This is a genomic window from Kocuria salina, from assembly GCF_013368965.1.
Taxonomy (GTDB): Bacteria; Actinomycetota; Actinomycetes; order Actinomycetales; family Micrococcaceae; genus Kocuria; species Kocuria rosea.
Genome location: NZ_SSSF01000002.1, coordinates 349,995 through 363,693 on the forward strand (window position 1 = coordinate 349,995; position 13,699 = coordinate 363,693).

Below are 13,699 nucleotides of genomic sequence, written 5' to 3' on the forward strand. Positions count from 1 at the left end.
CCGGCTCGGACGCGGCGGTCGTCGAGCCGCGGAGAGCGAGCGGGGCCGGTGCGGGATCCCGCACCGGCCCCGCTCATTCTCCGCGGTCACTTCTCCCAGGGAGCCTTGATGGGGTAGTAGCGCTCCAGGAACTCCGTCATCCGCTCCGCGCGCTCGGGACCGGGCACCTCCGGGAAGCTGCCGTCGTTGAGGCAGAACATGTCGAGGTTGCGGCGGCCGAGCAGCTTCTCCATCTGCTGCAGCCCGGCGCGCGTGGTGGTGTCCACGTACTCCGTGCGGGCCGTCTCCTGGGTCACGGCCCGGCCGGTCAGCAGCGCGTAGTAGTGGTAGAGCGAGTTCGTCACCGAGATGTTGTCCGCCGCGCGGAAGCGGCTGGACGCGGTGCGGGCGAACTCCGCCGGGAACTCCCGCTCCATCTCGGCCACCACGCTGCGCCGCAGGGGCGCGGCGCAGTGCTGCAGGTGGCGGGTGGTGATCCGGCCGAAGCGCTCCCACAGGAGCCGGCGGTTGACGCGGGCGGCGTTCTCGAAGCCGGAGCGCTCGGCGGAGTTCTCGCCCAGGCCGATGCGGGTCTCGTTCTCCACGAACTTCGTGATCCCGCCCGGGGAGAAGAACAGCGCCGGGCCGATCGGGCGGCCGAAGAACATGTCGTCGTTGGAGTACAGGTAGTGCTCCGAGAGCCCCTCGATGTGGTGCAGCTGCGCCTCCACCGCCTGGGAGTTGTAGATCGGCAGGGCCGAGGTGTCCGCGAAGAACTCCTCGCTGCGCACGACCCGCACGCGCGGGTGCTCGGCCAGCCACGCCGGCGGCCGGGAGTCGGTGGCGATGTAGATGTTGCGCACCCAGGGGGCGAACATGTGCACCGAGCGCAGGGCGTACTTCAGCTCGTCGACCTGCCGGAAGCGGGCCTCGTGCGCGTCGCCCTCGCCCACCACGGCGTCGGCCATGTACGAGGCCCGGACCCGGCGGTACTCCTCGTCGGAGCCGTCCACCCACGAGAAGATCATGTCGACCGCGAAGTCGATGTCGATGGCGTGGTCGGCGAACATGTTCTCGATCGTGGGCCAGGTGAGGCCGAAGCGCTCCACGGTGCCGCGCACGGCCTCGGCCACCGGGACGGTGCGCCGGGTCAGCGAGTTCTCGATGGGCAGCCGGATCTCGTCCTCGCCGAACTCCCACAGCTCCACCTGCACCCCGGTGCCGGCGCCGTAGTAGAGCCTGGCCTCCGCGGAGTAGTGGGGCCGGAACAGCCGCAGGACCCGCGCGTTGCGGCGCGAGGACAGCTCGCCGTCGGCCAGCAGCTGCACGGTCTTCTTCTTGGTGTCCATCGGCTTGACGTAGTACGGCTCGCCCACGGCCGCGTCCACCAGGGCCTGCCGGAGCCGGGGACGGTCCTTGAGGTCCACGGCGATGACGGGGCGCTCGTCGTTGCCCCGCACCAGCAGGTAGTCGACGCCCGCCGAGTCCAGGACCCCGCGCAGGAAGAGCAGGTTCTGGACCATGACGTCGTGCGGGGTCTGGTCCGTGATCCGCAGCGCGAAGCGGTCCTTGTAGCGGACCACGTCCTCGCGCTGGTCCAGGGCCGCGGCAGAGGCACGGGAAGCGGAGCGGAACACCTCGCCGTCCGTGCCGTCCTCGGGTGCCGCGAAGTACTCTGCGCCGAGCAGGGTCGTGTTGATGGTGCCTCCTCATGGTGTCGGGCCGCTGGGGCGGCGATCTCATGATAAGCCGCGACGGCCGGACTCAGGAGGGGAGGGGCTGGCAGCGCTCGCAGAACCACACCGCCCGGTCCCGCGGCGGCCCGGGGTACGGCTCGCCGGGCACGAGCTCGGCGTCGTCGATCCGCGCCTCCCGGACCGGGGCCCCGCACCGGCGGCACGGCTGCCGGCCGCGGCCGTAGACCCAGAACTGCTCGCCGCGGCGGGCCGGGCCCCCCACCGTGGAGCGCTGCGAGCGGTCCCGGTTGACGTGCAGCAGCCGGTGGGAGAGGTCCACGACCGCGCCGAGGTCCGGGACCTCGGCCACCGGGGTGAAGGGGTGCAGCCGCTGGAGGAACAGGATCTCGTTGCGGTAGACGTTGCCGATGCCGGCGAGGTTGCGCTGGTCCATCAGCGCGGCCCCCACGCGCCGGAGCGGGTGGTGGGCGAGCCGGGCCAGGGCCTCCGCCCGGTCCCAGTCGGGGCCCAGCAGGTCCGGGCCGAGGTGGCCCACGAGCTCGTCCTCGTCGGCGGTGGCCACGAGGTCCAGCATGCCGAGGTCGAAGCCGACGGCCTGCGCGGCCGCGTTCTCGAGCACCGCCCGCGCCTGGTGGCCGGGGCGCCGCCACCGGGCGCCCCGCGGGTAGACGTGCCACATGCCCTCCATGAGCAGGTGGGAGTGCAGGGTGAGCGGGGGCAGGCCGTCGGGCCCGCCGTCGGTGCGGACCAGCAGGTGCTTGCCCCGCGGCACCACCTCGGTCACGGTGCGCCCCGAGAGGTCCGCGGTGGCGATCGACGGGAACCGGAGGTCGCTGCGGGTCAGGATCCTCCCGGCCAGGGCGCGGCGCAGCAGGACGGCCTGGCGGTAGACGGTGTCACCCTCGGGCACGGCCGCCCCCGGTGCTCGGGTCCGCGCTCATCGGCGCATCCTCAGGCCGCGCGGCGTCGAGTAGAACCCGCCGGCCAGCAGGGACTCCCGCACCGCGGTCTCGACGGGGCCGTGCCCCAGGACCCCGGCGCCGTTGACCTTCTCGACGGTCAGCTTGTCCACCGCGCCCCGGCGGACGATCTCGGCCACGGCGGGTCCGGCGGCGGCCAGGGCGGCCGCGTCGTCGGTGAACGCGAGCACGGTCCGCCCGCCGCGCTCCACGTACAGGGCCAGGGCGCCGTCCACGAGCACGACGACGGCGCCCGCCTTGCGCCCGGGCCGGTGCCTCCCCGCGGGCGCGTCCCCGCCGTCCGGGGCGGGCACGGACACGGGCTCCGGCCACTCGAGGGCCGCCCCGTAGGGGTTGGCGGGGTCGGTCGCGGCGAGCGCCAGCGCCACGGGCTCCTCGGCGCGGACCTGGTCGTCGGTGCTGAACGTGCGCAGGTGGTCCACCGTGGCGGCCTGCGCGAACTGGGCGGCGCCCAGGCCCTCGATGAAGTAGCCCCGGCGGGCCCGGCCCGTGTCCTCGAGCGTGGAGAGCACCTTGTAGACGGTGGCGAAGCCGCCGGGGAGCTCCTCGACCGCCACGGGACCCTTGGTCACCACGCCGTAGCGGTCCATGAGCAGCTCCGCGGTGGCCGACGCCCGCAGCGTGGGGTCGAGGGGCTCGGGGCGCAGCATCGACCAGCGCCCGGCCACGAGCGGGGAGTCGTGGCGCTCCAGGGTGGCCGCCCGCGCCGGGGCGCGCAGCGCCCCGCCGATCCCCGGGCGGGAGGCCGCGCCGGGCCGCAGCCGGGCGGCGCCCCGGCGGGACGTGGTGCGTCCCCGCGGGGCCTGGGCCCGGTGCCGGTGGGCGGCCTGCCCGCCGGAGAGCAGGGTGCGCACGGGCAGGAAGGTGTCGTTGGTGATCAGCCCGGACCAGACGAGGTTCCACAGCGCGGTGGTCAGCGCCGGGGCGGGAACCGGGTCCCCGGCGGCGTCGAGCAGGCCCAGCAGCTGCGGGAAGAACCACGCGCCGCCGGGGGCCAGGACGTCGAGGACCCGCCGCTCCAGCGTGGAGTCCAGGGCCGACGCCGCGACCTCGAGGGTCTCGGCCGGGGGCAGGGTGAGCTGGGCCGCCTCGCTCAGGTGCAGCGACACCCATCCGTCGTCGCCCGCCAGGGACCCGGCCCCGGACCACAGGATCTCCCCGGTGGCGGTCAGCTCGTCCAGCAGCTCGGGCCGGTAGTCCGCCACCCGGGCGGCGAGCACCAGCGGCTCCCAGGCCGAGGCGGGGACGGCGACGCCCGCGAGCTGGTCCACCACCGTCAGCACCCCGTCCTCGCCGCGCAGCTGGTGGCCCCGGCCCACGTGCTGCCAGGCCGGCAGGAACCGGGCGTAGACCTGCCCGGAGACGGGCTCAACGTCCCGGCGCAGCGCGGCCAGCGAGCGGCGCCGGATCCGGCGCAGCACCTCGGACTCGCACCACTCGGAGGCCGCCGGGCCGGCCCCGCCGCCGTCGGGGCGCACCGGCCGGAACTCGCCCTCGACCACGCGCCGGTCCGCGGCCAGCCGCTCCAGCGTGGTGCGCACCACGGCCGTGCCCAGCCCGAGCCGCGCCGCGGCCTCGTCCACGGTGAACGGCCCGTGGGTGCGGGCGTAGCGGGAGACGAGGTCGGCCAGCGGGTCCTCGACCGGTTCCACGAAGGCCAGCGGCACCCCCATGGGCAGGGGCACGCCGAGCGCGTCGCGCAGCCGGGAGGCGTCCTCGATCGCTGCCCAGTGCTCGACGCCGCGCAGGTGCACGCGCAGGGCGCGGTTGGCGGCCACGAGCTGCTCGAGCCACCCGGCGGCGACGTCCTCGGGGCACGCGGACTCCGGGTCCCCGGGGTCCTGGAGCCGGCGGACGGCCTCGGCGGTGGTGAGCGGGCCGAGCAGGCGCAGCAGGTCGGCCGCGCCCTCGACCCCGCGCAGCCGCCGGTCCGGGGCCAGTCGCTGCAGCTCCGCCTCCGTGCGCTCGATGACGTCGGGGTCCAGCAGCTCCCGCAGCTCGGCGCGGCCCAGGAGCTCGTTGAGCAGGGCGGCGTCGAGGGACAGGACGGCCGCCTTGCGCTCCGCCAGCGGGGAGTCGCCCTCGTAGAGGAACTGGGCCACGTAGCCGAAGAGCAGGGTCCGGGCGAAGGGCGAGGGCTGCTCCGTGGTGGTCTCGACCACCCGGATCGCGCGCCGCTCGACCGCCCGGTGCAGCTCCTTGAGCGCGGGCAGGTCGTAGACGTCCTGGAGGCACTCGCGGATCGTCTCGAGGATGATCGGGAACTGCGGGTACTTCCGGGCGACGTCCAGCAGCTGCGCCGAGCGCTGGCGCTGCTGCCACAGCGGGGAGCGCCGGCCGGGGTCGCGCCGGGGCAGCAGCAGGGCCCGGGCGGCGCACTCCCGGAACCGGGAGGCGAACAGTGCGGAGCCGCCCACCTCCTCGGTGACGATCTGGTCGAGCTCGTCGGCGTCGAAGAGGAACAGCTCCGCCCCCGGGGGCTCGTCCTCCATGGCCGGCACGCGCAGCACGATCCCGTCGTCGGCGGCCTGCGCGGAGCCGTCGAGGCCGTACCGCTCGTGCAGCCGGGCCCCCACGGCCAGCGCCCACGGGGCGTGCACGGGCATCCCGAACGGGGAGTGCAGCACCACGCGCCAGTCCCCGAGCTCGTCGTGGAAGCGTTCGACGACGAACAGCCGGTCCGACGGGACCTGCCCCACGGCCTCCTTCTGCTCGCCCACGTAGGCCAGCAGGTTGTCGGCGGCCCACTCGTCGAGACCGGCCGCGCGCAGCCGGGCGCGGGCGTCCTCCGCGGAGGCCCCGGCGATCTCGCGGTTGAACCGGCCCACCGCGCGGCCCAGCTCCACGGGCCGGCCGGGGCCGTCGCCGTGCCAGAACGGGAGCTTGCCCGGCACACCGGGGGCGGGGGAGACGATGACGCGGTCGTGGGTGATCTCCTCGATCCGCCAGCTCGAGGCGCCCAGGGCGATCACGTCCCCCACGCGGGACTCGTAGACCATCTCCTCGTCGAGCTCGCCCACCCGCCGGGAGTTCTTCCCGTCCTGCTCGCCCACGAGGTAGACCGCGAACAGGCCGCGGTCCGGGATCGTGCCGCCGGAGGTCACGGCCAGGCGCTGCGCCCCGGGCCGGCCCTCGATGGTGCCGGTCTCCCGGTCCCACACGATCCGCGGGCGCAGCTCGGCGAACTCGTCGGACGGGTAGCGGCCCGCGAGCAGGTCCAGGGTCGCGTCGTAGGCGGAGCGGGGCAGGGTCAGGAACGGGCAGGACCGGCGGACGGTGTCGAACCACTCCTCGACGTCGATCGGCCCCAGCGCGGTCGCCGCGACCGTCTGCTGGGCCAGGACGTCCAGGGGGTTGAGCGGGACCGCGAGCGGCTCGATCCGTCCCTGCAGCATCCGCTCCACCGTGACGGCGGCGTCCAGCAGGTCCCCGCGGTGCTTCGGGTAGAACCAGCCGCGCGAGACCTCGCCCACCTGGTGGCCGGCGCGGCCCACGCGCTGGAGGCCCGAGGCCGCCGAGGGCGGGGCCTCGATCTGGACCACCAGGTCCACCGCACCCATGTCGATGCCCAGCTCCAGGGAGGAGGTGGCCACCACGCAGCGCAGCCGTCCGGTCTTGAGGTCGTCCTCGATCACCGCCCGCTGGTCCTTCGAGACCGACCCGTGGTGGGCGCGGGCCAGCACCGGCGCCGCGCCCTCGTAGCGGCCGGTCTGCCGGCGCAGGTCCGCGGGCTCGGGGGCGGCGGGCCCGCGGGCCGCGGCCGGCTCCTGCCCGGCGAGGGCGGAGCGCAGCACGTCCCCGACCTGCTGGGGCGCGGAGCCGGCAGGGGGCCCCGGCGCCCCGTCGTCGCCCGGACCGGCGCCGTCCGCGGGGGCGCCGTCCCGGGGCCCGTCGTGCGGGTCCGCGTGCTCCACGCGGAACGCGTAGATCTCGTTGAGCCGCGCGGTGAGCTTCTCGGCGAGGCCGCGGGAGTTGGCGAACACGATGGTCGACCGGTTCTCGAGCACCAGGTCCACGACCCGCTCCTCGACGTGCGGCCAGATCGACGCCGTGGTCGTGGGGGCGAGGGCGTCGAGGTCGTCGTCCCCGAAGGCCGAGCCGGCCAGGGACGGCGAGGCGCTCGGCCCGCCCAGCACGGTCATGTCCGGGATGGGCACCGAGACGGTGAGGTCCCACGTCTTCTCCGTGCGCGGCGCGACGACGGTGACCGGCTCCCGGCCGCCCAGGAACCGGGCGACCGTCTCGATCGGCTCGACGGTCGCGGACAGCCCGATGCGCTGCACCGGCTGCTCCAGCAGGGCGTCCAGCCGTTCGAGCGTGAGCGCCAGGTGCGCGCCCCGCTTGGTGCCGGCCACGGCGTGCACCTCGTCCACGATGACCGTCTGCACGTCCGTGAGGGTCTCCCGCGCCTTGGAGGTCAGCATCAGGTACAGCGACTCGGGGGTGGTGATGAGGATGTCCGGGGGGTTCGTGAGCAGGGCCCGGCGGATCGCCTGCGGTGTGTCCCCGGAGCGGACGCCCACGCTGATCTCCGGCGGCTCGATCCCGGCGTGCCGGGCCGTCTGCGAGATGCCGATCAGGGGGGCCCGCAGGTTGCGCTCCACGTCCACGCCCAGGGCCTTGAGCGGGGAGATGTAGAGGACGCGGGTCCCGCGCCGCTCGCCCGCGGTGCTCGCGGAGCGGGCCTTGGCCCGCAGGGTCCCGCCGGGGGCCGGGGCGCCGCCCGCAGGGCCGGGGGCGGGCCCGGCGGCCGGCGTCCCGGCGCCGGGCGCGGCCTCCGCCACGAACCGGTCCAGGGCCCACAGGAACGCGGCCAGGGTCTTGCCCGAGCCGGTGGGCGCCACGATCAGGGCGTGGCGCCGCGCGGCGATGGCCCGCCACGCGCCCTCCTGGGCGGCGGTGGGCGCGGCGAACGCACCCGAGAACCAGGCCCGGGTGTGCTCGGTGAACAGGCTCAGGGCTGGTTCAGGCGCCAAAGCCCTGGATCTCGAGCTGGTGGATCCGCGGATCGCCGCAGGCCTCCACGGGGAAGGGGATCACGACGGACTCCGTGTTCTCGGGCGGGTAGACGCGCAGACCAGTGGCGGTCCGGGCGTCGCAGGTCGGGTGGTTGCCGGCCTGGCTGATGCGCAGGCCGGCGGTGACGGACTCCCCGGGTGCCAGGACCTGCCCGGTGCCGGGGACGGTGGCGTCCCGCAGGGCCGGGGAGCCGATCATCGTGCCGTCGGCGTCGACGAAGGACACCCCGGCGTAGCCGGCGAGCGTGCACGGGTCCTCGCCCGCGTTGGTGAGGACGACGTCCACGTGGACGGAGCCGGCGGCGCCGCCCACGGGGGCGGCCGCGACCTCGAGCCGGGAGGTGGTGCACAGGGGCGAGCCGCCGGTGCCGGTGCCCGCGGTGCCGCCGCGGGCGGCCGTGCCGTCGCCCTCCGCGCCGGCGTCGGGGGCGCCGCCGTCCGTCCGCTCCGCCGCAGCCTCGTCCGGCCCGTCCGCGGCGGGCTCCGCCGCCGGGTCCTCCGCCGCCGGGTCCTCCGCCGCCGGGTCCTCCGCCGGACCGGCGGTGCCCTGCCCGCCGGTCCGGTCCTCGGCCGGGGCCGTGGTGTCCTCCGGCCCGGTGGCCGGGGCGGTCTCCGGGGTCGCCGCCGAGGTCGGGGCCGGCCCGCTCTCGGCGGGGGCGCCGGCGGTGCCGGTCTGCTGCGGCTCCTCGCCCGCGCAGGCGGTGAGGAGCAGGGCCGCGGCGAGGGCGAGGGCTCCCAGGACGGGGCGGGGGGCGGGGGAGAGCGAAGACACGGGGGGATATCCTCCTCGGACGGACGTCGTGGCGTGCCACGTCCCGGGAAGGGATCCCTCCCAGGTGCTTCATTCTAGGCAGGGCCACCGACACCGCTGCCGGAGGCGGCGCCCGCCCCGGCCGGGGCCGCTCCCGGCGGGGCTACCGCTCGCCGGGTTCCGCCGGGGGCAGCGCCGCGCGCATCACCTCGGCGAGGTGGACGCCGTCCGCGCCCGTGCCCTGGGCGATCTGGGTGCGGCACGAGAAGCCGTCGGCGAGCACGATCGTCCCGTCCGCCGCACTGCGGATCGCGGGGAACAGCTCCCGCTCGCCGAGGGTCTGCGAGACCTCGTAGTGGCCGGGCTCGAAGCCCCAGTTGCCCGCGAGCCCGCAGCACCCGCCGCCGACCACGGCAGTGTCCACGCCCAGCTTCGCGAGGACCTCCAGCTCCGGGCCGTAGCCGCTCATGGACTGCTGGTGGCAGTGGACCTGGCACACGGCGCCGGCGGGGCCCGCCTCGGTGGCCAGCTCCCGGAACGGCCACGCGCCGCCCTCGGCCAGGTGGCGGGCCGCGAACGCGCCGATCGTCGTCGTCAGCTCGGTGACCCGCCGGGCCCGGGGGTCGCCGGGGAGCAGCTCGGTGATCTCCTCCTGGAGCATGACCGTGCACGAGGGCTCGAGCCCGATGATCGGGTACCCGGCCTCGATCAGCGGCTCCATCACGTCCAGGGTCTGGCGGAGCACCTTCTGCGTCATGTCCAGCTGCCCGGTGGAGTGCCAGGTCAGCCCGCAGCAGACGTTGCCCATGGGCATCAGCACCCGGTAGCCCATGGCCTCGAGCACCTCCACGGCGGCCCTGCCGGGGGCGTCGGCGGAGAAGTTCGTGAACGTGTCCGGCCACAGCACCACGGACGGTCGGGTCTCGGCGGGCCCGCCCCCGGACCGCGCGGCGGGACGGCCGCGGAACCACCGGGTGAGCGGCTGCTCGGCGAAGGTGATCATCCGCCGCCTCGGCTCGATCCCGCCGAGCCGCTTGGTCAGCTCCTCGACGCCGCGGTGGGACTCGAGGAGGTTGATCAGCCGGAAGGAGAGGGGCACCTTCTCCACGATCCGCATCAGCAGCGGCATCCAGCCCATCGTGAAGTGGGCCATCGGCCGCCGGTTCCGGCCCAGGAAGGAGCTCAGGCCGTGCCGGTAGTGGTGGTGCAGGAACTCGGCCTTGTACGTCGCCATGTCCACGTTGACCGGGCACTCGGACGCGCAGGCCTTGCAGGACAGGCACAGGTCGAGGGCCTCGAGGGTCTCCTTCGACTTCCAGCCGTCCGTGATGGACTCCCCGCGCAGCATCTCGGCGAGGGACCGGGCGCGGCCGCGGGTCGAGTGCACCTCGTCGTGGGTCGCCTGGAAGGACGGGCACATGGCGCCGACGTCGGAGCGGCAGGAGCCCACGCCCACGCACCGGTTGACCGCGCTGGAGAACGAGCCGCCGTCGCGGGAGAACGCATGCACGGGCGTCAGCTCGAACGTGCGGGCGCCGGGCCCGGGGCGCACGCCCTGGTCGATGGGCTCCGGGTCCACGAGCACGCCGGGGTTGAAGACGCCGTCCGGGTCGAAGACGGCCTTGAACGCCGCGAAGGCGGCCAGGGCCTCAGGGGAGTAGATCGTGGCCAGCAGCTCGGACCGGGCGCGGCCGTCGCCGTGCTCGCCGGAGACCGAGCCGCCGTAGCGGTGCACGAGCCGCGCGGCGCGCTCGATGAACGTGCGGTAGGTCGCCATCCCCTCCTCGGTGCCGAGGTCGAAGGAGATGCGGATGTGCACGCAGCCCTCTCCGAAGTGCCCGAAGGGGATGCCGGTGAGGCCCAGCTCGTGCAGCAGGTCGTAGAGGTCGCGCAGGTACTCGCCCAGGCGCGCCGGGGGCACCGCGGAGTCCTCCCACCCCGGCCAGGCCTCCCCGCCGTCGGGCAGGCGGGTGACGATCCCGGCGCCGGCCTCGCGGATCCGCCACAGGGCGCGGGCCTGCCCCGCGTCGGAGACGATCACGGAGTCCACGACGTTCTCCGGGACGAGCCCCGGCAGGGTGCGGGCGGCCGCCTCGGCCTCCTCGAGGGTGTCCGCGCCGACCTCGCAGTAGAGCCAGCCGCCGCCGCGGGGCAGCTCGCCGCCGGCGTGCTCCTGGCCCTGCCGGGTGCGCAGGGCGTCGAGCAGGTCCGCGCCCATGCCCTCGATGGTGTACACCCCGGGCACGCGCAGCTTCGGCGCCGCCGTGGCGGCCTCGAATGCGTCCTCGAAGCCCAGCACGGCCAGGGCCGTGTGGGCGGGCCTGCGGACCAGACGGACCGTGAGCTCGGTGATGACCCCACAGGTGCCCTCCGTGCCGGCGAAGGCCTTGGCGGCGTCGAAGCCCTTCTCGCCGAGCAGGTAGTGCAGCCCGTACCCGGAGACCTGGCGCGGGAACTGGCCGAGCTCGGTGCGCAGCATGGCCAGGTGCCGGTCCCGGATCCCGGTCAGCGCCCGGTCGATCCCCGGTTCGGAGGTGCCGCCCTCGTGCAGCTCCACCACCCGGCCGTCGGCGAGCATGACCTTCAGCGAGACCAGGTTGTCCGCGGACGTGCCCCACGCCACGGAGTGGGAGCCGCAGGCGTTGTTGGCGACCATCCCGCCGATCGTGCACCGTGAGTGCGTCGAGGGGTCGGGTCCGTAGGTGAGGCCGAACTCGGACGCCGCGGAGCGCAGCTGGTCGCAGATCACCCCGGGCTCGATCGTGGCGGTCATCGCCTCGGGGTCGATCGACAGGATCCTGTTGAAGTGCCGGGAGGTGTCGATGACCAGCCCGTCGCCGATCGCGTTGCCCGCCACGGAGGTGCCGCCGCCGCGGGAGACCACCGACCAGCCCCGCTCCTTCGCCAGCGCCAGCAGCTCGCGGACCTCCTCGACGCTGCGCGGCTCGGCCACCGCCTCGGGCAGCCGCCGGTAGATCGACGCGTCCGAGACGTAGGCGGCGCGGGTGGTGAGGTCCTCGCGGATGTCGGTCATGGTCCACTTTCCTGCGCGCCGGCGAGGCCGGTCCGTCCGGGGTCTGGTCAGGGCTGGCGGGGGCGTCCCCGCGGGGACGGGGGGCTCACCACTCGGGGGCGATGGTGACCTCGGCGCCGTCGAGCTCCTCCGCCCACTCGACCTGGCAGCTGAGCCGGGAGGTGTCGTGGCGGGTGTCGTCGAGCATGTCGAGGAGGTCCTCCTCCTCGTCGTTGATCTCGTTGGCCTTCGAGAAGGAGGTCTGGTCGAGGTAGGAGTGGCAGGTGGAGCAGGACGCGTTGCCGCCGCAGGTCGCGAGGATCGGGTACTTGTGGCGGGTGAGGGCCTCCATGAGGCTCTCGTAGTCCTTCCACTCGACGCCCTCGGTGCGGTTGCCCTCGCGGTCGATCACGGTGATGTTGATGCTGCTCACTGGGTGTCCTCCTCGGGGCGCGGTCGCCCCTGGTCTCGACGTCGGGAATCCCGCCCCATTGTACGGTCGCGCGGCGGCCCCCACCGACGGGCCGGGGCCCGCGCCCGGCCCGTCCGGCTCGGCTCAGCCGGAGACCGGGAGCGGCCGGATCGTCAGGGACTGGGCGACCTGGCCCAGGTAGCCGGCCTCGTCGTGCAGCGCGGACTCGGTGAGGCCCACGCCGGTGTCGCCGAAGGTGACGTGCGTGTCGAGGCCCACCCACGGGGAGACCGGCTCCCGGACCAGGTGCACGCTCAGGTCCACGTTGGGGAAGACCATCTCGTCGGGGCCCACCCGCACGGCGATGCCGTTGGCGGCGTCCACGGCCGCCAGGAACCGCGCCGTGGTGGAGGACTCCTCCCCGGCGACGACGGCGTGCGGCGCGCGCAGCCACATGGCCGCCCGGCCGGGCCGGTGCTCGCGCACGGTGCGGCCCTCGAGGGAGGCGATGTAGCCGCCCGGCCACCGCCCGGTCATCGTGGCGGGCAGGGCGTCGCCCACCGGCGGCAGGGCCTCCCGGTGCGTGCCGGCGGTGTCGGCGGTCTCGCCCCGGAGCAGCCGCCACACGCTCAGCCGGATGCAGGAGCGCCCGGCGTGGCTCATGGTGGCCTCGACCAGCTCGATGGTGCGGCCCGGGCGGACCACGCGCGTGGTCACCTCGACCTCGCCGCCGGGGATGAAGCCGAGGATGTCGTAGGAGAAGCGCACGGGCAGGAGGTCCGCGCGCGGGTGGTCGGCCTCCACGGCGTGGGCGAGCAGCCCCGAGGCGGCGCCCATGTGCTGCTCGGCCTCGCTCCACGCGCCCTGCGAGTGCAGCGTCGAGCGGAACCGGGTGCGGTCCAGCCGCACGAAGTACGCGTCCGGGTACTCCTCCCCGTCCGCTCCCAGGTGTCCGACTGCCTGCGCCGACGTCGTCATGCTGCCCCTCTTCCGTTTCCGTCCGGGCCCGCCGCACGGCGGGCGTGGTGATCGCCACCACGGTATCCAACGGCGGCCCGCGCTCCCCGCCGCCGGCCGCCCCGGGCCGGGGCCGTCCACGTCCTCCGGGGGCGCCGGACGGGGCGGGACCGGCGGGCGGGCATGCGGAAGGCCCCGGATCCCTCAGGACCCGGGGCCTTCCCGACTGGCGGTGACGGAGGGATTTGAACCCTCGTTGGCTCTTACACCAAACATCATTTCGAGTGATGCACCTTCGGCCGCTCGGACACGTCACCAGCTCGCAGTACTGTACCGGCTGGCGAGCTCAACCGCCAAAACCCGCGGGGCCGGCGGGACCGGGAGCGGCGGGCCCGGCGCTGTCGTCCCCACCGCGCCGGTGCTCCGCGAAGAAGTCGAGGAGCAGCCGGGAGCACTCCTCGGCCAGCACGCCGCCGGTCACCTCCACCCAGTGGTTGAGCCGCCGCTCCCGGAGCACGTCGAGGACGGAGCCGGCCGCCCCGGCCTTGTCGTCCCACGCGCCCAGGACCACGCGGGGCACGCGGGCCAGGACGATCCCGCCCGCGCACATCGCGCAGGGCTCGAGGGTCACCACCAGCGTGCAGCCGTCCAGCCGCCACGAGCCCAGGGCGCGGGCGGCGTCGCGCAGCGCCAGGATCTCGGCGTGGGCGGTGGGGTCGCCGTCGGCCTCCCGGCGGTTGCGGCCCCGGCCGACCACCGTCCCGTCCGGGCCGACCACGACGGCGCCGATCGGCACGTCCTGCGTCCTGAGCGCCGCCCAGGCCTCGGCGAGGGCCAGCCGCATCCACTCCTCCGCCCGGGCCTCGGAGCGGGTGCGCGGGGGCAGTGCCAT

Annotated in this window: 8 protein-coding genes and 1 tRNA gene; all 9 read right to left on the minus strand. The window is 75.2% G+C overall.

Features of this window, described 5'->3' with window-relative positions; translation table 11 throughout:
* Positions 1–86 precede the first annotated feature (86 nt).
* On the minus strand, positions 87–1,616 hold the full coding sequence (locus tag E7Z53_RS05755; protein ID WP_017833913.1) for a stealth conserved region 3 domain-containing protein: 1,530 nt from the start codon (positions 1,614–1,616) through the stop codon (positions 87–89).
* A gap of 127 nt (positions 1,617–1,743) precedes the next feature.
* Entirely contained in the window at positions 1,744–2,586 is an 843-nt protein-coding gene (locus E7Z53_RS05760) for an Fpg/Nei family DNA glycosylase (protein ID WP_176337365.1), read from the minus strand.
* A 27-nt stretch (positions 2,587–2,613) separates the two neighbouring features.
* A complete protein-coding gene (locus E7Z53_RS05765; RefSeq protein ID WP_176337366.1) occupies positions 2,614–7,632 on the minus strand; it encodes an Lhr family ATP-dependent helicase in 5,019 nt (1,672 codons plus the stop codon).
* The gene (locus E7Z53_RS20730; protein ID WP_176337367.1) at positions 7,622–8,446 is read right to left on the minus strand and encodes a DUF4232 domain-containing protein; all 825 of its coding nucleotides are present in this window, start codon (positions 8,444–8,446) and stop codon (positions 7,622–7,624) included. The genes E7Z53_RS05765 and E7Z53_RS20730 overlap by 11 nt, the downstream gene beginning before the upstream one ends.
* A 142-nt stretch (positions 8,447–8,588) precedes the next feature.
* Positions 8,589–11,459 (minus strand): FAD-binding and (Fe-S)-binding domain-containing protein, encoded by a 2,871-nt coding sequence (locus tag E7Z53_RS05775; RefSeq protein ID WP_035927752.1) that lies wholly within the window; start codon positions 11,457–11,459, stop codon positions 8,589–8,591.
* Positions 11,460–11,544: 85 nt separating this feature from the next.
* The gene (locus E7Z53_RS05780) at positions 11,545–11,871 is read right to left on the minus strand and encodes a 2Fe-2S iron-sulfur cluster-binding protein (protein WP_017833918.1); all 327 of its coding nucleotides are present in this window, start codon (positions 11,869–11,871) and stop codon (positions 11,545–11,547) included.
* Between the two features lie 123 nt (positions 11,872–11,994).
* Entirely contained in the window at positions 11,995–12,828 is an 834-nt protein-coding gene (locus E7Z53_RS05785; protein WP_035927749.1) for a thioesterase family protein, read from the minus strand.
* A 206-nt stretch (positions 12,829–13,034) separates the two neighbouring features.
* Positions 13,035–13,124: transfer RNA gene (locus tag E7Z53_RS05790), tRNA-Ser, on the minus strand.
* 29 nt (positions 13,125–13,153) lie between these two features.
* A complete protein-coding gene (gene tadA / locus E7Z53_RS05795; RefSeq protein WP_176337368.1) occupies positions 13,154–13,699 on the minus strand; it encodes a tRNA adenosine(34) deaminase TadA in 546 nt (181 codons plus the stop codon).